Consider the following 18,409-nt stretch of genomic DNA (forward strand, 5'->3'; position numbering starts at 1 on the left):
GTCAGGCGGTGCGGAAGGACAGCGCGACGTTCGCGCCGCCGAAGCCGAAGGAGTTGCTCACCGCGGCCAGGGGGCCCTCGGGGAGCTCCAGCGGTCCGCCGCTGACGACGTTGAGGTCGATCTCGGGGTCCTTGTCGGCGAGGTTGATCGTGCCGGGGACCTGACGGTGGTGCAGCGAGAGCACGGTGATGACGGCTTCCAGCGCACCGGCGGCGCCGAGCAGATGTCCCGTCATGGACTTGGTCGCGGTGACCGGAATCTGGGTGGCGCGGGAGCCGAAGGCCCGGTGGATGGACTTGGTCTCGGCCAGGTCACCGACGGGGGTGGAGGTGGCGTGGGCGTTGATGTGCGCCACGTCCTCCGGGCTCATCCCGGCGTCGCTGAGGGCCTCGACCATCGCCCGGGCAGCGCCGGCACCCTCGGGTTCGCCGGCGGTGATGTGGTAGGCGTCGGCCGACATGCCGACCCCGCTGACCTCGCCGTAGATGGTGGCTCCCCGGGCCAGGGCGTGCTCCTCGGCCTCCAGCACCATCACGGCGGCGCCCTCACCCAGGACGAAGCCGTCACGGCTGACGTCATAGGGCCGGGACGCGCCGGCGGGGTCGTCGTTGCGGGTCGACAGGGCCGTCATGGCCGCGAACGCGGCGATGGGCAGCGGGTGCACGGCGGCCTCGGTGCCCCCGGCCACCATCACGTCGGCGCGGCCGTTGCGGATCATGTTGAGCGCCAGGCCGATGCCCTCGGCGCCGGAGGCGCAGGCGCTGACCGGCGTGTGTGCCCCGGCCCGTGCTTTCAGCTCGAGCGATACGGCGGCGGCGGGGCCGTTGGGCATCAACATGGGGACGGTCAGCGGGAAGACCCGGCGGGGCCCGCGTTCCCGCAGCACGTCCCACTGGTCCAGCAGGGTCCATACCCCGCCGATCCCCGAACCGATCGCCACGCCCAGCCGCTCCGGCTCCACCTCGGGCGCGCCGGCGTGCTCCCAGGCCTCCCGGGATGCCATCAGGGCGTACTGGCCGGCCGGGTCGTTGCGCCGGACCTCGACCTTCTTCAGCACCTCCTCGGGGGAAGTGTGGACGGAGGCAGCGAAGGTGACCGGCAGCTGGTGCTCAGCCACCCAGTCCTGCTCCAGGGGGCGGACGCCGGAGGTGCCGGCGAGCAGCGCCTCCCAGGTCTGCTGGGTGGTGCCGCCGACGGGCGAGGTCACGCCCAGTCCGGTGACGACGACGCGCCGGTCACGGTTCGAGGCCATGCTGGGTGCTCCTAGGTGGGGTCAGGGGTGATCGGGTGCGGGCGCCCCCCACGGCCGGTATGCCGTCAGCCGGGTGGGCCATGGCATACCCGGCCGTGGGTGGTCGGGTCAGCCCTCAGCCCTGGTTGCTGGCGATGTAGTTGACGGCGTCACGCACGTGGGTGAGGTTCTTGACCTCCTCGTCGGGGATGCGGACCCCGAACTTGTCCTCGGCGTTCACCACGATGGTCATCATCGACAGGGAGTCGATGTCCAGGTCCTCGGTGAAGGACTTGTCCATCTGGACGGCGTCCGTCTCCAGGCCCGTCTCCTCGTTCACGATCTCGGCAAGACCCTCGAGGATCTCCTGCTCAGTTGCGGCCATCTCGGCTACTCCTTGTGTTGGGTTGGGTGTTGCTGGGCTGACCCGGGATAACCCGCCGGGCCTCGGGGGTCAAGGGTCAGGGCAGCACGACGACCTGGGCGGCGTAAACCAGCCCGGCGCCGAAGCCCATCTGCAGGCACAGGCCCCCATGGGGTGCCTCGCCCTCGTCGAGCATCCGGGCGGTGGCCAGGGGGACCGAAGCCGCCGAGGTGTTGCCCGTCTCGGCGATGTCCCGGGCTACCGGGACGTGCGACGGCAGCTTCAACTCCTTGATCATCGCATCGGTGATCCGCATGTTCGCCTGGTGGGGGACGAAGACGTCGAGGTCCTCGGCGGTGAGCCCGGCCACCTCCAGAGCCTTGCGGACGACCGGCGCCATGGAGTAGACGGCCCACCGGAAGACGGACTGGCCCTGCATCGCGAAGTTCGGCCACTCCAGCGGGTCGCTGCCCGAGGGGTCCTCCATGCGCGGGCGCATGTCGGTCCAGCCCTCCTTCTGCTGGATCTTGTCCCAGTTCTCCCCGTCGGATCCCCACACGGTGGGACCGATGCCGGGGAAGTCGGAGACGCCCACGACCGCCGCGCCGGCGCCGTCACCGAAGATGAAGGCGGTGCCGCGGTCGTGCTTGTCGGTGAAGTCGGACAGCTTCTCCACCCCGACGACCAGGACGTAGTCGGCCGTGCCGGCCCGGACGATGTCGTTGGCCAGCGAGATGCCGTAGCAGTAGCCGGCGCAGGCTGCCGAGACGTCGAACGCCGCAGGGTCCTGGATGCCGAGGCGCACCGCGAGCAGCGGCGCGGCGGCAGGTGTCTGGTAAGGGTGGGTGACCGTGGCCATCAGCACGACCCCGATCTGGGCCGGGGTGATGCCGGCGTTGGCGATGGCGTCCCGCGCCGCGACCTCGGCCATGTCGATGACCGTCTCGTCCTCCCGGGCGAACCGGCGGGTGACGATGCCGGACCGCTGCCGGATCCACTCGTCGCTGGAGTCGATGAACTGGCAGATCTCCTCGTTGGTCACCACCCGCTCGGGGCGATACCCGCCGACGCCATGGATCCGGGCGTGCCGGGGTCCCTGGGGGACGGTCAGCGTCGGGCGGCCGGTGCGGGCCGGGTCGAGATCGGTGGTGCTCACTGCGGGTCCTCCTGGGGGTGCCTGTGGAGCGGGGGTTGACCGGGGGCAGCACTGTCGGCGGCTCCGTGCTCGCGGACCATCCGGTGGGCGGCCTCGAGGTCGTCGGGGGTCTTCAGCGCGAGCAGCTCCACGCCGGGCAGCGCTCGCTTGGCCAGGCCGGTGAGTGTCCCGGCGGGCGGGATCTCGATCAGGCCGGTGACACCGAGGTCGGCGAAGGTCTGCATGCACAGGTCCCACCGGACCGGGTTGCTGACCTGGCTGACCAGGCGGTTCAGGACCTCACGCCCGTCCTGCACAGCCGTGCCGTCGGCGTTGGACACGAGGGTGATGCCCGGGGCGCTGGGGGTGATCGCCCGGGCATAGCCGGCAAGCGTGTCGACCGCCGGCGCCATGTGGTGGGTGTGGAAGGCCCCGGCGACCTGGAGCGGGATGACCCGCGCTCGGGCGGGGCCGTCCTCGCGCAATGCGGCGAGCTGCTCCAGCGTCCCCGCGGCGACCACCTGGCCGGCACTGTTCATGTTCGCCGGGGTGAGCCCGTGGCGCTCCAGGGCGGCGGAGACCTCCTCGGGGTCGCCGCCGACCACCGCGCTCATGCCCGTCGGGGTCACCGCCGAGGCGGCGGCCATGCCGGCGCCGCGCTCGCGGACGAACACCATCGCTTGCTCCGCAGTGAGGACGCCGGCGAAGGCCGCGGCGGTGATCTCACCCACGGAGTGGCCGGCCCCGGCGCCGATGGCCTGCAACGCGTCCCCGGGCTGCTCGACGATGGCCGGCAGCGACAGCAGCCCGGCGCCGACGATCAGGGGCTGGGCGACCGCGGTGTCCTTGATGGTCTCGGCGTCCGAGGTGGTGCCGTGGGCCACCAGGTCCATGCCGGCGACGGCGGACAACCAGGAGAGGCGGTCGTGGAAGCCGGGCAACTCCAACCAGGGAGCGAGGAAGCCGGGGGTCTGTGAGCCCTGTCCGGGCGCGACAATGACGAGCACGTCCCCACTCTGCCTGCACGGCGGACCGGAACCGGTGATGGATCCCCACCACATCCTCGGGCGCGTTCTGTAGGAAACCTACAAGGGTGCGGCGCCTTCGGTGTCCTCGTCCCCGGGTCGGCGGCGGCTGCGCGGGGGATCGTCACCGATCCGCCCGTAGCTCAGTGCGACGCGGGCGGTCCAGGCATCGCGGGGGACCGTCAGGTCCAGGTCGATGGTCTCCTCGATCCGGTGCAGGCGGTAGCGCACGGTATTGGGGTGGACGAAGAGCACCCGGCTCGTCGCCTCCAGCGCGCCACCGGCCTCCAGGTAGGCGCTGGCGGTGTCCATCAGGCTGGGCCCACCCTCCTCCTGGAGCCGCCGGTAGACGCGGTCGACCAGGGCCCGGCGGGCCGGTGCCTCCCCGTTGAGTGCTCGCTCGGCGAGGAGGTCCTCCGCCAGGACCGGGCGGGGGGCCTCGGGCCAGGCCCGGGCGACGTCGAGGCCCGAGAGGGCGGCGCGTGCGGAGCGTCCCGCTGCGAACAGGTGCGGGACGGAGGGTCCGACGACGATGGGGCCGGGGCCGTAGTGCCCGATCAGTCCGGTGGCGAACTCCAGGGGGTCCTCGGCGTTGCCCACGATGCAGACCAGCCGGCTGCCCTGCACCGCGCCGAGCGCCTCGATCCCCGAGCGTCGCGCGGCGACCCGCAGCCCCTCGGCAACGCCTGAGGTGCCGCCTGCGGGCGCGGCCCCCGCGACCACGGCCACCTGGCTCACCGACTCCCACCCGAGCTCGGCCGCCCGCGACTGCAGGGTCTCGTCCGCCTCGCCGCGCACGACGGTGTGCACGACCAGGGACTCCAGCCGGGCGTCCCACGCGCCGCGTGACTCCGCCGCGGAGGCATAGACCCGTGCCGCCGCGAAGGCGACCTCGCGGGAGTAGCGCAGCAGCGCCTCCCGCATCGGACCCTCCTGGCCGGGCGGCGCGAGCAGCCCCAGCTCGTCCTCCACCACGTCGATGGTGGTGCGGACCAGGTCCAGGGTCTGCCGCAGGGTGATCGTGTGGGCCAGCTCGGCCGGGGCGGTGCCGAAGATGTTGGCGGTGACCCCGGGCCCGGCCGGCTCGCGGTACCAGGCGAGGAAGGCGCTGATGCCGGCCTGGGCCACCAGACCCACCCACGACCGGTCGGCGGGTGACAGCGCGCGGTACCAGGCATGCTCGCGCTCCATCCGCCGGGCCGCCGCCGTCGCCACCGCCCCGGCGTTGCGGGACAGCACCTCGGGGGGCTCGCCGGGTGGCCGTGGGTCCATCCACTCACCCTAGTCGCAACACGCCGGGCCTGTTTGTATGTCGTGTACAACGCCTGACCCGTCACACTGGGTCGGGTGACGACTGCTGACCACCGTCCCGCCCCCGTCCTGATCGCCCACCGCGGGGCCAGCGGCCACCGGCCGGAGCACACCCTGGCCGCCTACGAGCTGGCGGCCCGGATGGGTGCGGACTACCTCGAGCCCGACGTCGTGAGCACTGCCGACGGGGTGCTGGTGTGCCGCCACGAGAACGAGATCTCCGGCACCACCGACATCGCCCAGCGCCCTGAGTTCGCCGACCGGCGCACCACGAAGGTCGTCGACGGGGTGGAGGTGAGCGGCTGGTTCACCGAGGACCTGACGCTGGCAGAGCTGCGCACCCTGTGGGCGGTGGAGCGACTCCCGGAGGTGCGGCCGGCCAACGTCGCCTACGACGGGCGGTTCCGCGTCCCGACCCTCGCCGAGCTGCTGGAGCTGCGCGGCCGGCTCGAGGGGGAGCTCGACCGACCGATCGGCGTCTACATCGAGACCAAGCACCCGACTTACTTCGCCGAGCTGGGCCTCCCGCTGGAGGAACCCCTGGCGGCGTCCCTGCGGGAGGCCGGGCTGGGTGGGGTCACGGTGGATGACCCGTTCCCGCGGGTCTACCTGCAGTGCTTCGAGCACGGCAGCCTGCACCGGCTGCGCCACGAGTTCGGGCTGGGCGCCCCCCGCGTCTACCTCGTCGAGCACCCGGGGCCTGACCTGCTGACCGGGGCGGGTCTGAGGGACCTGGCGGAAAGGGTCGAGGTGATCGGCCCGACCAAGTCACTGGTGCTGGGCTGGGAGGACGGTCTGCCCCGTCCGGCGGACTGGGTGACGACGGCGGGCGAACTGGGGCTGGGAATCCACCCGTGGACCTTCCGCGCCGAGCACCCCTTCCTGCCCGAGCCCCTCCGCGGGACGGGTGGGGACGCGGCCCACGGCGCGGTGGTGGAGGAGATGGTGGCCCACCTGCGGGCCGGGGTGGGCGGTGTCTTCACCGACCACCCCCACCTCGGGATGCAGGCGCTGCGTCAGGCCGGGGTCCGCTGAGCCGGACGGCTCAGGCGTCGCCCCCGGCGGTGCCGCTGGTGCCGGCCGTGACGTCGTCGAGCTGGTACTTGTCATACGCCTCGCGGACCACGGACGGGTCCAGCTCCCCGCGGTCGGCCAGCATCTGCAGCGCCTTGACCGCCATCGACGGGCCGTCGATGCGGAAGAAGCGACGCGCCGCGGGCCGGGTGTCGGCAAAGCCGAATCCGTCGGCGCCCAGGGCGAAGTAGTCCTCCGGGACCCAGGGTGCGATCTGGTCCTGCACCGCGCGCATGTAGTCGCTGGTGGCGACGACAGGTCCGGTGCCCTCGGACAGGCGCCGGGTGACGTAGGGCAGCCGCGGCTCGGAGCCGGGGTTGCGCGAGGCCTCCTCGTCGCACTCCATCGCCTCGCGGCGCAGCTCGGACCAGGACGTGACCGACCAGACATCGGCCGAGACGCCCCAGTCCTGCGCCAGGAGCTCCTGGGCCTCCAGCGCCCACGGCACGCCGACACCGGAGGCGAGCAGTCGAACGGAATTTGCGTCGGACTCGCCGGAGCCCGGCTTGAGCAGGTACATCCCCTTCAAGATGCCCTCGACGTCGACGCCCTCCGGCTCGGCCGGCTGCACGATCGGCTCGTTGTAGACCGTCAGGTAGTAGATGACGTCCTCCGCGTCCTCACCGAACATCCGCCGGAGGCCGTCCTGCACGATGTGCGAGATCTCGTACCCGTAGGCCGGGTCATAGGTCACGATCGCGGGGTTGGTCGCCGCCAGCAGTGGTGAGTGACCGTCGGCGTGCTGCAGACCCTCGCCGGCCAGGGTGGTCCGGCCCGCCGTGGCGCCGATGAGGAAGCCGCGGGCCAGCTGGTCGGCGGCGGCGTAGATGAAGTCACCCGTGCGCTGGAAGCCGAACATCGAATAGAAGATGTAGAACGGCACCATCGGCACGCCGTGCGTGTCGTACGAGGTGCCCGCGGCGGTGAACGCGGACACCGCACCGGCCTCGTTGATCCCGACGTGCTGGATCTGGCCCTGGGCGGACTCCTTGTAGGCCAGCATCAGGTCGGCGTCCACGGAGGTGTAGTTCTGCCCGTGCGGGTTGTAGATCTTGGCCGTCGGGAAGAAGGAGTCCATCCCGAAGGTGCGGGCCTCGTCGGGGATGATCGGCACGATGTGCTTGCCGAACTCCTTGTCCCGCATCAGGTCCTTGAAGATCCGCACGAACGCCATGGTGGTGGCGATCTGCTGCTTGCCCGAGCCCTTCTTGCCGATGGCGTAGGCCTTGTCGTCCGGCAGTGCCAGGGCCTGGGTCTTCTCCGGTCGGCGGGCGGGCAGGTAGCCACCGAGCTTCTGGCGGCGCTCGCGCATGTACTGCAACGTCTCGTCGTCCTCGCCCGGGTGGTAGTACGGCGGCAGGTAGGGGTCGGCCTCGAGCTGCTCGTCGGTGATCGGGATCCGCATCCCGTCCCGGAACGCCTTCAGGTCATCCAGGGTCATCTTCTTCATCTGGTGCGTCGCGTTGCGACCGGCGAAGCTCGACCCGAGGCTGTAGCCCTTGATCGTCTTGGCCAGGATCACGGTGGGCTGCCCCTGGTGCGACATGGCGGCCTGGTAGGCGGCGAAGACCTTGCGGTAGTCGTGGCCGCCGCGCTTCAGGCTCCACCAGATCTCTTCGTCCGACCAGTCGCGCACCAGCTCCTTGGTGCGGGGGTCACGGCCGAAGAAGTGGTCCCGGATGAACGCGCCGTCGTTGGCCCGGTAGGTCTGGTAGTCGCCATCAGGGGTCTTGTTCATCAGGTTGACCAGGGCACCGCTGGGGTCGGCGGCGAGCAGCCGGTCCCACCCGCGGCCCCAGAGCACCTTGACCACGTTCCAGCCGGCACCGCGGAAGAAGGACTCCAACTCCTGCACGATCTTGCCGTTGCCGCGGACCGGGCCGTCGAGGCGCTGCAGGTTGCAGTTGATCACGAAGGTGAGGTTGTCTAGCTCGTCGTTCGCGGCGACGTGCAACAGACCCCGCGACTCGGGCTCGTCCATCTCGCCGTCCCCGAGGAAGGCCCAGACGTGCTGCTGGGAGGTGTCCTTCAGCCCCCGGTTGTGCAGGTACTTGTTGAACTGCGCCTGGTAGATGGCGTTCATCGGCCCGATCCCCATCGACACGGTGGGGAACTGCCAGAAGTCGGGCATGCTGCGCGGGTGCGGGTAGGAGGGAAGTGCCTCGATCTGCCCGCCCACGAGGTGCGACTTCTCCTGCCGGAAGCCGTTCAGGTCGTCCTCGTCCAGGCGGCCCTCCAGGAACGCCCGGGCGTACATGCCGGGGGAGGCGTGGCCCTGGAAGAAGATCTGGTCGCCACCGCCCTCGTGGTCCCGACCGCGCCAGAAGTGGTTGAAGCCGACCTCATACAGGGTGGCGGCCGAGGCATAGGTGGAGATGTGGCCGCCGACGGAGATGCCCGGCCGCTGCGCGCGGTGCACCATGACGGCGGCGTTCCAGCGGATCCAGGAGCGGTAGCGGCGCTCCACCTCCTCGTCGCCGGGGAACCACGGCTCGGCGTCGGGACCGATCGTGTTGACGTAGTCGGTGGTGGTCAGCGAGGGGATGCCGACCTGGTTGTCCCGGGCCCGCTCCAGCAGCTTGAGCATGAGGTACCGCGCGCGCCGTCGGCCTCCGGCCTCGATCGCCCCGTCGAGGGAGTCCAACCACTCCTGGGTCTCCTCGGGGTCAGTGTCCGGGATCTGACTCGGCAGGCCGTTCAGGATGGGGCCGGTGCCTGCGTGATCCTTGGCCACGGGAGGCTCCTTTCGCTCGGGTGATACCGCCGCGAACCATCCTGTCACGCCGTCTACGCTGGTGAACATGGGACTGTTCTCCAACAACGACGAGACCGCGGCGCTGCGCCGACGGGTCGCCATCCTTGAGCGCCAGTTGGCGGCGGTGGCCCAGCATGTCGGGATAGACCGGCTGCCCGACGAGCCGGGCGTCCCCAGCGCGCCGGACCAGGTGGTGCAGATGATCCGCGAGGGCCAGAAGATCGGCGCTATCAAGGCCTACCGCGAGGCCACGGGAGAGGGGTTGGCCGAGGCCAAGCGGGCCGTGGAGGAGATCGAGCGGGGACTGACGTGACCAGTCGCACCTTGCCTCAACGCCGGGTCTCTAGTGGACTATGACGTGATGAGCACAGGAGGAAGCAGCCCAGCGGGAGACACCCAGCAGCAGAGCCCGGCCGGTCCGGCGCAGCGGCTGGGGTTCCGTCCCGGCCAGATCGTCATCGAGTTCGGCTACGACGACGACGTCGACGAGGAGTTCCGCGACGACGTCGAGGACGTCATCGGTCAGCCGGTTGAGGACGAGGACTACGACGGCGTCGTGGACGCGGTCCTGCTGTGGTGGCGCGACGGGGACGGGGACCTGACCGACGACCTGGTGGACTCCCTCACCACCGTGGAGGACGGCGGCTTCATCGTGCTGCTCACCCCGGGCAAGGGACGGCGGGACCGGGTCGAGGCCCATGACGTGCAGGAGGCGTGCACGACGTCCGGGCTCACCGCAAGCGGCGCCACCCCGATCGGGCCCGAGTGGGTGGCCCAACGGCTCGTGGGCCGACGGTGACCGACACGTCGCCGGAGGACACGGCATACGGCAACGCCCCGGTCGTGGGCGACCGGGCACCCGACTTCGAGTTGCTGGACCAACGCGGTTGCCCGGTGCGGCTGGACGCGGCGGTGTCGGACCGGCACGCGCTGCTGGTCTTCTTCCCGTTCGCGTTCTCCGGCATCTGCACCGGCGAACTGTTGGAGATCCAGCTCAACATCGACCGGTTCGTCAACGACAAGGTCCAGGTCTTCGGGATCTCCTGCGACGCGGCGGAGTCGCTGCGCTTCTGGGCCGCGCATGAGGGCTACCGGTTCCCGCTGCTGTCCGACTTCTGGCCGCACGGGGAGGTGGCCCAGCGCTACGGTGTCTTCGACGAGCACGCCGGCATGGCGGTGCGGGGCACCTTCTTGGTCGATCCGGAACGCACCGTGCGCTGGAGCCTGGTGCACGGCCCGGGTGAGCAGCGCGACATCGGGGTCCTGCACGAGGCCGTCAAGGGTCTCTAGGCCCCCGGGTTACCCCTCCCGCAGCACGCGGGCAAGGTGGTCGGCCACCAGTGCCGCGGCGTCGTCGATGCCGCGGTAGCCGGGGAAGTCGTTGACGTCGACCACCACCGGTCCGTCGGCGGCCGCCAGGATGTCGACGCCGAGGAAGTCCAGGCCCATCGTGCGGCGCACCTCGCGAGCCAGGTCCACGAGGTCGTCGTCCGGTCGGAAGGGTGCGCCGCCGGTGGTGTGACCGACTGCCAGGGGAGAGGGCTTGAGCAGGGCGCGCACCTCGTCGCCGACGAGATAGAGCTTGTGGTCCATCTCGCCTGCGACGACGTACTCCTGGACCAGGAACGGTGGCTCCAGTCCCCGGTCGACCTGCAACTCCTCGGCCGTCCCGACGACGAGCGCCGCTCCCCGGCCGGGACCGGTCGCGGACTTGACCACGCAGGTGCCGGTGCCCGCCGCGTCCGGCACCTGCGCCCAGTCGTGGACGACCCGGGTCGCCGGGACCGGCAGGCCGTCGAGCGCCCGGAGCATGGCCACCCGGTCGGCCAGCCGCAGCGTGCCCGGGTAGGGGTTCACCAGCCGGACGCCTACGGCGTGCAACTCGGCCACGGTCTCCATCGCCGTCGCGTCCAGACCGCGGTGCACGACCAGGTCGGCCGCACGGAGGGCGCTCGGGTCGACCGGCTCGTCGTGGGGCAGGTGCACCGTGCTGTCGATCCCGGCCTCGGCGAGCCGGTCGATGACCTCGGGGAAGATCGTCGACGACTTCGGGGGCTTGCCCAGCAGCAGCACGACATGCGGCATGCCGGTCAGGGTAGGGCACCGACGGGATCCCGTGCAGGAAAGATGACACAATGTGCCGCCGGGGCCTGTAGCTCAGGTGGTAGAGCACCGCGTTTACACCGCGGTTGTCGTCGGTTCGAGCCCGGCCGGGCCCACCCAGGTCGCACCGTTCGCGGTTGCCCGCACTGATAGAAAAGACGACGTGCCCCAGGAGACGAAAGACGGCTTGCCGCTGCGCGAGGTGGTCGGTGCGCTCGAGCGGCTCTACCCGCCGGCCACGGCCCAGTCCTGGGACCGGGTGGGGCTGGTGTCCGGCGATCCGGAGCAGCTGGTCCGCCGGGTCCTGCTGGCCGTCGACCCCACGCTCGCCGTCATCGAGGAGGCCCGCGAGTCCGGGACGGACCTGATCATCACCCACCACCCGCTCCTGCTGCGCGGGGTCCACTCGGTCGCCACCACGAGCGCTAAGGGTGCTGCCGTCACCCGGCTGGTGCGCAACGGTCTCGCGCTCTACTGCGCCCACACCAACGCGGACGTGGCCGACCCGGGCGTCGGACATGCGCTCGCGGCCGCCTGCGGGCTCGGGGAGACGACGGGGCTGGAGGTCACCGAGGGCGTCGAACTGGGCAGGGTCGGCGACCTTCCCGAGCCGGTCACGCTGGGCGGGCTCGCCGCACGGCTCGGGGCGGCGTTGCCACCCACCGCCGGTGGGGTGCGGGTCGCCGGTCCGTATGCCGCTCCGGTCCGCCGCGTCGCGGTGCTGGGTGGGGCCGGGGACGGCTCGTTCGAGGCGGTCCGCCGCAGTGGTGCCGATGTCTACGTCACGGCGGACCTGCGGCACCACCCGGCCCTGGAGGCGCGGGAGGAGGCGGCCGTCGGTGCCGGGACTCCCTACCTGATCGACGCGGGGCACTACGCCAGCGAGTGGCTGTGGCTGCCCGGGCTGCGCGAGCGCCTGGTGCGGGAACTCGACGGGTCGGGCACTACGTTGGACATCGACATCAGTGAGGTGTGCACCGACCCCTGGGACTTCGTCGTCGGAGCCCGGGAGCCCAGTTCTGGAGGAACCACGTGAAGGCCGACCCCACCCGTCAGCTGCGGCTGCTCGACCTGCAGGCGCTGGACACCCGCCTGGCCCAGCTGGACCACCGGCAGCGGACGCTGCCCGAGCACGCCCGACTCGAGGAGCTCGGCGCCCGCGCCGCCGACCTGGAGACCGAGCAGGTCCGGGTCCGGACGGCCTACGAGGACGTGCAACGGGAGGTGACCAAGGCCGAGGCCGACGTGCAGCTGGTCCGCGACCGCGCGGCCCGCAACCAGCAACGCCTGGACGCCGGCGTCGGCTCGGCCAAGGACCTGCAGGCGCTGCAGCACGAGCTGGAGTCCCTGGCCCGCCGCCAGACCACCCTCGAGGACGAGGAACTGGAGGTGATGGAGCGCGCGGAGACCCTGCAGACCGAGCTCGCCGGGGTGGAGCAGCAGGTGGCGGTGGTCACGGCCGAGATCGCAGAGGTCACCGCCGCGCGGGACGCCGTGCTGGCCGAGATCGCCCAGGAACGGGCCGGGGTCGCGCAGGGTCGGGACCCGCTGGTGGCCGAGATCGGGGATGACCTGGTCGGGCTCTACGACAAGGTGCGCAGCCAGAGCGGGACCGGCGCGGCGGCACTGTCCCAGCGACGGTGTGGCGGCTGTCAGCTCGAGCTCAACAATGTGGAGATCTCCCGCATCCGCGGTGCCGCCGATGACGAGGTGCTCCGCTGCGAGGAGTGCCGGCGGATCCTGGTCCGCACCGCGGAGTCCGGACTTTGAGCACGGGCCGCCGCCTGGTCGTCGAGGCGGACGGCGGGTCGCGCGGCAACCCGGGGGTGGCCGGCTACGGCGCACTGGTCCGCGACGGCGACACGGGATCGCTGCTGGCCGAGCGTGCGGCACCGCTGGGGACGGCGTCGAACAACGTCGCCGAGTACTCCGGGTTGATCGCGGGCCTGCAGGCGGTCCTGGACCTGGGACTGGCCGACGACGCCCGGGTCGAGGTCCGGATGGACTCCAAGCTGGTCGTGGAGCAAATGGCCGGACGCTGGAAGATCAAGCATGAGGACATGCGCCGACTGGCGCTTCAGGCGCGGGACCTGGCCCGTCAGATCCAGTGGGTCGGCGGTGCCGTGGAGTACACCTGGGTGCCGCGCGCGCAAAACTCCGCCGCGGATGCCCTGTCGAACGACGGGATGGACGGCACCACCGTCCGCCGGGACCACGTCGGGGAGGCGGTGGGGAGCGACGCCCCCGCGAGTGACACCGAGCCCGCCCCCGACCCGCAGGCCGCCCCCGACCCGCAGGCCGGGCCGGACCCGCAGACCGCGCCCGGACCGACCTTCGGCGAGGTGCGTTCGCCGGTCGAGGAGGTGGTCTTCAGCACCGAGACCACCCCCACGCTGGACGGACCGTGCCGGCTGGTCCTGGTCCGGCACGGGGTCACCAGCTACACCGAGCAGCACCGCCTGGACGGCAGGGGCGGCTCCAACCCGCCGCTGAGCGCGCTGGGGCGGCGTCAGGCCCAGGCCGCCGGTGCTGCAGTTCGGGCGCTGGTCGAGCGGTCGGATCCGAGCCCTGTCACGGTGGTGACCTCCTCCCTGGACCGGGCGGTGGAGACCGGCGGGGCGGTGGCGCACGAGCTCGGCTTGACCCCGGAGGTCGACCGGGACTGGGACGAGCAGGCCTTCGGAGACTGGGACGGGCTGTCCATGGCCGAGCTGTCCCGCGACTTCGCGCCGGAGCTGCTGCGGCTGCGCCGCGACCCCAGCTACGCCCGCCCGGGTGGCGAGAGCGCGGACGAACTGACGGCGCGGGTGACCGGCGCCCTCGGGCGGGCCGTGACCCGCGGCGGCACGGTCGTGGTCGCCTCGCACCGGCTGCCCATCATGGTGGTGCTCGCCTCGGTGCTGGGCATCGACCACGACCGGGTCTGGTCGATCGCCACGGCGCCCGCGTCGCTGACCGCGCTGGAGTTCTGGGCGGACGGCGGGGTGCAGGTCGCGTTCGTCAACGACACCCACCACCTGCACGGGGTCTCCTGACGGGTCCCTAGCGCCAGGCTCAGCCCAGCTCCTCCAGGATGGCCGGCAGCACCTCGTGCATGTCGCCGATGACCGCGTAGTCGGCCTTGGTGACCATCGGGGCGTCGGCGTCGGTGTTGATCGCGATGATCGTCTTGGAGGACGCACACCCGGCCCAGTGTTGGATGGCGCCGCTGATGCCGCACGCCACGTAGACGTCGGGGGCGATCCGGCTGCCGGTCTGCCCGACCTGTTCGTGGTGCGGCCGCCACCCGAGGCTGGTGACCACGCGGGAGACACCGACGGCGCCACCGAGCCGGGCCGCCAGTGAGTCAACGACACCGAAGCCGTCGGGACCGCCCGCGCCGCGACCGGCCCCCACCACAACCCGGGCGCCCGTCAGGGCCGCGGTGTCCCCGCCGGCCCGTTCCTCGGTGCGCACGACCTGCGCCCGCAGGTCTCCCGGCCGGAGCTGTGCGGTGAACCGGCGCAGCCCCGCCTCACCCGGGGCCGGGGCGGGCTCGGCGGCGACCGCGTGACCGGCGACGGTGAGGATCCCCGGAGTGGCCAACCGCATCCGCTCCACGACGGCGCCCCCCGCGATCTGTCGCTCGACCTCCAGGGGGTCGGGGGAAAGGACCTGCACGACATTGGCCGCCATCGGTCGGTTGAACCGCGCGGCCAGGTGCGCCAGCACCTCGGTGCCCCGGGGGGTTCCGCCGGCGAGCACCACGTGCGCCTGGGCGGCTCCGGCAGCCTCGCTGAGGACGGTGCCCCAGGCGGCCGCGGCGTAGCGTCCGAGCTCGGCGTTGGTCGCCTCGTGCACCACCGCGACACCGTGCTCGCGGCAGTCCTGCAGCACGGCCTCGTCGGCCGGGCCGAGCACCAGCGCGTGCACCGGGCCGCCGAGTTGCCGGGCCAGGGTCAGCGACTCCCGGGAGACCAGGCCGACCCTGCCCTCCTCCCGCTCGATGAGCACGAGCACCGGCCCGGTCACGACAGCACCCCGATCCGGCGCAGGACGTCCACGACCGCGGGTGCGGCACCGGGGCCCTCGCCCAGCACCGTGACCCGGCTGGGCGGGGGCGGGATCAGGCGCAGGCCGAGCCCGCCGCCACCCCGCGGCTCGGCGGCGGGTGTGACCGCCTCCACGGAGGCCTTCTTGGCCCGCATCCGGCCCTTGATGTTGGGGTAGCGGGGGGAGACGCCGCCCTCGAGCACGGTCGCCACCGCAGGCAGGGCAACCTCGTAGGTCTCGGTGCCCTCGGCCGTCCCGACGTGGAGCGTCCCCACCCCGTCGGACACCTCGATCCGTTGGACGCCGGCGACCACCGGGCGGTCCAGCGCGTAGGCGAGTCGGATCCCGACCTGGAAGTCGCCGGTGTCGGCCGCGTCGTTGCCGACCAGCACCAGGTCGTATGTCGTGCCGGCGGCCTCGCGGGCCCGCACCACCTCGGCGATCGCGGCCGCGACGTCGGCGGGGCCGAACCGCTCGGCCTCGGCCACGATGTGCACCGCGTCGTGCGCCCCGACCGCGAGCGCGGCCCGCAACTGCTCGACCGCGTCCTCGCCCCCGAGGGTCAGCGCGGTCACCGAGCCGCCACCCGCCTCCGCGATACCGACCGCGATCTCGATCGCGCACTCCTCGTGCGCGCTGATGGCGTAGCCGGAGAACCGGCCGTCGAGGCCGGCACCGTCGGCGGTCAGGAGCACCTCGCCGGTGATGTCGGGGGCCCGTTTGACGCAGACCAGGACGTTGGTCACGGGACCGAACCCTTGAGGCGCTCGTTCGTCGGGTCGAACAACGGGGTGGCGTCCGCCGCCGCCACGGTGACCGGGTAGCGCTCCTCCATGTAGGAGACCGCCAGCTCCTGCCCGACGACCGCCTGGTCCGGCGGCAGGTAGGCCATCAGCACGTGGCGGCCCACGCTGGGGGCCGACCCGGCAGTCGTGACGTAGGGGTGGTGCCCGTGCCCGTCGGTGAGCGGCTCACCGTCACGGGTCAGGATCGGTTCCCCGCCGAGCATGTACCGCTTGATACCGCTGGAGGAGGTGTGGTCGTTGACGGTCAGCGAGCACAGGACCGCTGCGGGCTCCCGACCTGCCTGCTCCTCCAGGGCCTGCCGGCCGATGAAGTCGGCGTCCTTGAGGCGGGCGCGCGACATGCCCGCCTCGGCCAGGGTCCGCTCGGTGTCCAGCTCGAAACCGTAGGCGCGGTAGCTCTTCTCCAACCGCCCCGTGGTGCCGTAGACGCCGATCCCGGCAGGGATCACCTCGTGCTCCCGTCCCGCCTCGATCAGCCGGTGCCACAGCGCCCCGCCCAGTTCCATCGGCACGTGCAACTCCCAGCCGTACTCGCCGACGTAGGAGATCCGGGAGGCCAGCACCGGCAGGTCCCCGACCTCGATGAGGGAGCAGGTGCCGAACCGGAAGCCCTCCGGGGACAGGTCCGCGCTGGTCAACGACCCGAGCACCTGGCGGGCCCGGGGGCCCCACAACCCCACCGTCCCCACCGCCGAGGTGACGTCGACGCACACCGCGCCGTCCGGCATACGGTCGGAGAACCACTTCAGGTCCACCATGCCGTGGGCGCCGCCGGTGACGACGCGGATCCTGTCGTGCGCCAGCCGCATGATCGTGAGGTCGGACCGGAAGCCGCCGCGGTCGTCCAGCACCGGGGTGTACACCACCCGCCCGACGGGCACGTCGGCCTTGGCCACGACGAGGCGCTCCACCGCCTCCACGGCCGCCGGACCGACCACGTCGAACATGGCGAAGGCCGACAGGTCGATGACGGCTCCGGCCTCGCGCAGCTGCAGGTGCTCGGCGTTGATCACCGGGGACCACCAGCGGCTGTCCCACTCGTGCTCGCGGGGCATCACGGCGTCACCGAACTTCTCCACGAGGGGGGCGTTGGACTCATACCAGTGCGGGCGTTCCCACCCGGCCGTCTCGTAGAACACGGCGCCCAGGTCACGCTGGGCGGCGTGCATGGGCGCGAGCCGGGCGGGACGACCGCTGGCCCACTGCTCGCCGGGGTGCACGATGCCGTAGGTCTTGTTGAAGGCCTCGCTGGTGCGGGCCCGGACGTGGGCCCGGGTCCGCTGGTGGGGGTAGAAGCGGGCGATGTCGGAGTGCCCCAGGTCGATCTCGGGGTTGCCGTGCGTCATCCACTCGGCCACGGCGCGTCCCGTGCCCGGCCCCTCCTTCACCCAGACCGCCGCCGCCGACCAGAGACCTCGGACCTCCGGGGTCTCACCCAGCAGCGGGAATCCATCCGGGGTCAGGGAGAGCAGGCCGTTGATGGCGTAGCGGATCTCGGCCTGCTCGTCGCCGAGCAGCTCCGGCATCAACTCGAGTGCCTGCTCCAGCTGGGGGTCGAAGTCGTCGGAGGTGAACGGCATTTCGGTAGGGGAGAGCTTGGCCTGCTCGATCGAGGGGATGTCCTCCGGGTCGTGCAGGATCGGGCGGTGGGCGTAGGAACCGACCTCCATGTCGGAGCCGTGCTGGCGCTCGTAGCAGAAGGTGTCCATGTCCCGCACGATCGGGAAGCTGATCTCCCCGGGCTGCTCGGCGAGCACCGCGCAGGGGCCGACCGAGATCATCTGGTGCACGGCGGGGGTCAGCGGGATGTGCGCGCCGGCCATCGCGGCCAGTTTGGGGCTCCACACCCCGCAGCAGATGACCACGGTGTCGGCGGCGATGTCGCCGGCGGTGGTCTGCACGCCACGGATCCTGCCGCCCTCGACGCTCATCCCGGTCACCTCGGCGCCGGACACGACCGTCAGGGAGCCACGCTCCTGGGCGCGCTCGCGCATGATGGTGCCGGCCCGCAGGGAGTCCACGACCCCCACCGTCGGCGTGTAGAAGCCACCGACGACGACCGACGGGTCGAGGAAGGGCACCAGCTCGGCGATCTCCTCGGGGGTCACCAGGCGCGACTCCACCCCCCAGGCGCGGGCGGAGGACATCCGGCGCCGCAGCTCCTCCATCCGCTCCTCGGTGCGGGCCACCTCGATGCCGCCGGACTGGGTGAAGACCCCCATCTCGCGGTACTGGCGCACCGAGTCCGCGGTGATGTCGGTCATCTCCCGGCTGTGGTCCACCGGGAAGATGAAGTTGGAGGCGTGGCCGGTCGACCCCCCGGGGTTGGGCAGCGGTCCCTTGTCGAGCTGGACGATGTCGGTCCAGCCGAGCTCGGCCAGGTGGTAGGCCAGCGAGTTTCCCACGATGCCGGCGCCGATGACGACGACCGATGCGCGTTCCGGAAGGGCAACCATGACGCTCCTCAGGTGCGGAGCCGCGAAGCGACCGCGTTGTGCTCGGACCGGGACGGTGTTGCGTAATACGCACCACGATGCGTCCTCTGCAACACAGGATGACGGAGGTGGCGGGCG

Annotated in this window: 17 protein-coding genes and 1 tRNA gene; 8 read left to right on the top strand and 10 right to left on the bottom strand. The window is 71.8% G+C overall.

Annotated features, from left to right (window positions below; genetic code table 11):
• Position 1 precedes the first annotated feature (1 nt).
• The 5 genes from fabF to AC1QRC_RS11170 form a co-directional block, all read right to left on the bottom strand.
• Complete coding sequence (gene fabF / locus AC1QRC_RS11150) at positions 2 to 1,252, bottom strand: beta-ketoacyl-ACP synthase II (protein WP_484203389.1); 1,251 nt, start codon at positions 1,250 to 1,252, stop codon at positions 2 to 4.
• A 115-nt stretch (positions 1,253 to 1,367) separates the two neighbouring features.
• Positions 1,368 to 1,616, bottom strand: coding sequence for an acyl carrier protein (locus AC1QRC_RS11155; protein ID WP_484203390.1), 249 nt, complete (start codon positions 1,614 to 1,616; stop codon positions 1,368 to 1,370).
• A 76-nt stretch (positions 1,617 to 1,692) separates the two neighbouring features.
• On the bottom strand, positions 1,693 to 2,751 hold the full coding sequence (locus AC1QRC_RS11160; RefSeq protein ID WP_484203391.1) for a beta-ketoacyl-ACP synthase III: 1,059 nt from the start codon (positions 2,749 to 2,751) through the stop codon (positions 1,693 to 1,695).
• On the bottom strand, positions 2,748 to 3,737 hold the full coding sequence (locus AC1QRC_RS11165; RefSeq protein ID WP_484203392.1) for an ACP S-malonyltransferase: 990 nt from the start codon (positions 3,735 to 3,737) through the stop codon (positions 2,748 to 2,750). The genes AC1QRC_RS11160 and AC1QRC_RS11165 overlap by 4 nt, the downstream gene beginning before the upstream one ends.
• Before the next feature lie 78 nt (positions 3,738 to 3,815).
• Positions 3,816 to 5,027, bottom strand: coding sequence for a PucR family transcriptional regulator (locus AC1QRC_RS11170; RefSeq protein ID WP_484203393.1), 1,212 nt, complete (start codon positions 5,025 to 5,027; stop codon positions 3,816 to 3,818).
• A gap of 75 nt (positions 5,028 to 5,102) precedes the next feature.
• On the opposite strand from AC1QRC_RS11170, the gene AC1QRC_RS11175 reads away from it, so the two are divergent.
• Positions 5,103 to 6,101 (top strand): glycerophosphodiester phosphodiesterase family protein, encoded by a 999-nt coding sequence (locus tag AC1QRC_RS11175; protein WP_484203394.1) that lies wholly within the window; start codon positions 5,103 to 5,105, stop codon positions 6,099 to 6,101.
• Positions 6,102 to 6,111: 10 nt separating this feature from the next.
• On the opposite strand, the gene aceE is transcribed toward AC1QRC_RS11175, so the two are convergent.
• Positions 6,112 to 8,874, bottom strand: coding sequence for a pyruvate dehydrogenase (acetyl-transferring), homodimeric type (gene aceE / locus AC1QRC_RS11180; protein ID WP_484203395.1), 2,763 nt, complete (start codon positions 8,872 to 8,874; stop codon positions 6,112 to 6,114).
• Between the two features lie 67 nt (positions 8,875 to 8,941).
• Between aceE and AC1QRC_RS11185 the strand changes: the two genes are divergently transcribed.
• From AC1QRC_RS11185 to AC1QRC_RS11195, 3 genes are read left to right on the top strand one after another with little or no spacing between them, the layout of a single operon-like run.
• A complete protein-coding gene (locus tag AC1QRC_RS11185; RefSeq protein WP_484203396.1) occupies positions 8,942 to 9,208 on the top strand; it encodes a ribosomal protein L7/L12 in 267 nt (88 codons plus the stop codon).
• Between the two features lie 48 nt (positions 9,209 to 9,256).
• Positions 9,257 to 9,694 carry a DUF3052 domain-containing protein gene (locus AC1QRC_RS11190; protein WP_484203397.1) on the top strand — a complete coding sequence of 146 codons (438 nt, stop codon included), beginning with the start codon at positions 9,257 to 9,259 and terminating at the stop codon, positions 9,692 to 9,694.
• The gene (locus tag AC1QRC_RS11195; protein WP_484203398.1) at positions 9,691 to 10,185 is read left to right on the top strand and encodes a peroxiredoxin; all 495 of its coding nucleotides are present in this window, start codon (positions 9,691 to 9,693) and stop codon (positions 10,183 to 10,185) included. Before AC1QRC_RS11190 ends, AC1QRC_RS11195 begins: the two co-directional genes overlap by 4 nt.
• Before the next feature lie 9 nt (positions 10,186 to 10,194).
• Here the strand turns inward: AC1QRC_RS11195 and AC1QRC_RS11200 are convergent, their stop codons facing one another.
• A complete protein-coding gene (locus tag AC1QRC_RS11200) occupies positions 10,195 to 10,980 on the bottom strand; it encodes an ATP-grasp domain-containing protein (protein ID WP_484203399.1) in 786 nt (261 codons plus the stop codon).
• Between the two features lie 61 nt (positions 10,981 to 11,041).
• Between AC1QRC_RS11200 and AC1QRC_RS11205 the strand changes: the two genes are divergently transcribed.
• The 4 genes from AC1QRC_RS11205 (at position 11,042) to AC1QRC_RS11220 (ending at position 14,033) form a co-directional block, all read left to right on the top strand.
• Positions 11,042 to 11,114: transfer RNA gene (locus AC1QRC_RS11205), tRNA-Val, on the top strand.
• Positions 11,115 to 11,161: 47 nt separating this feature from the next.
• The gene (locus tag AC1QRC_RS11210) at positions 11,162 to 12,034 is read left to right on the top strand and encodes a Nif3-like dinuclear metal center hexameric protein (protein WP_484203400.1); all 873 of its coding nucleotides are present in this window, start codon (positions 11,162 to 11,164) and stop codon (positions 12,032 to 12,034) included.
• Positions 12,031 to 12,768, top strand: a complete 738-nt coding sequence (locus AC1QRC_RS11215; protein WP_484203401.1) for a zinc ribbon domain-containing protein — start codon at positions 12,031 to 12,033, stop codon at positions 12,766 to 12,768. Before AC1QRC_RS11210 ends, AC1QRC_RS11215 begins: the two co-directional genes overlap by 4 nt.
• A complete protein-coding gene (locus tag AC1QRC_RS11220) occupies positions 12,765 to 14,033 on the top strand; it encodes a bifunctional RNase H/acid phosphatase (protein ID WP_484203402.1) in 1,269 nt (422 codons plus the stop codon). Before AC1QRC_RS11215 ends, AC1QRC_RS11220 begins: the two co-directional genes overlap by 4 nt.
• A gap of 19 nt (positions 14,034 to 14,052) precedes the next feature.
• Here AC1QRC_RS11220 and AC1QRC_RS11225 read toward each other — a convergent pair whose 3' ends face one another.
• The 3 genes from AC1QRC_RS11225 to AC1QRC_RS11235 are packed head-to-tail and all read right to left on the bottom strand — an operon-like array spanning position 14,053 to position 18,292.
• Positions 14,053 to 15,009: an electron transfer flavoprotein subunit alpha/FixB family protein gene (locus AC1QRC_RS11225; RefSeq protein WP_484203403.1), complete on the bottom strand. Its 957-nt coding sequence runs from the start codon at positions 15,007 to 15,009 to the stop codon at positions 14,053 to 14,055.
• Entirely contained in the window at positions 15,006 to 15,776 is a 771-nt protein-coding gene (locus AC1QRC_RS11230; RefSeq protein ID WP_484203404.1) for an electron transfer flavoprotein subunit beta/FixA family protein, read from the bottom strand. The genes AC1QRC_RS11225 and AC1QRC_RS11230 overlap by 4 nt, the downstream gene beginning before the upstream one ends.
• Positions 15,773 to 18,292, bottom strand: a complete 2,520-nt coding sequence (locus AC1QRC_RS11235; protein ID WP_484203405.1) for a GcvT family protein — start codon at positions 18,290 to 18,292, stop codon at positions 15,773 to 15,775. The genes AC1QRC_RS11230 and AC1QRC_RS11235 overlap by 4 nt, the downstream gene beginning before the upstream one ends.
• Positions 18,293 to 18,409: the final 117 nt, after the last annotated feature.

The organism is Ornithinicoccus sp., from assembly GCF_057176825.1.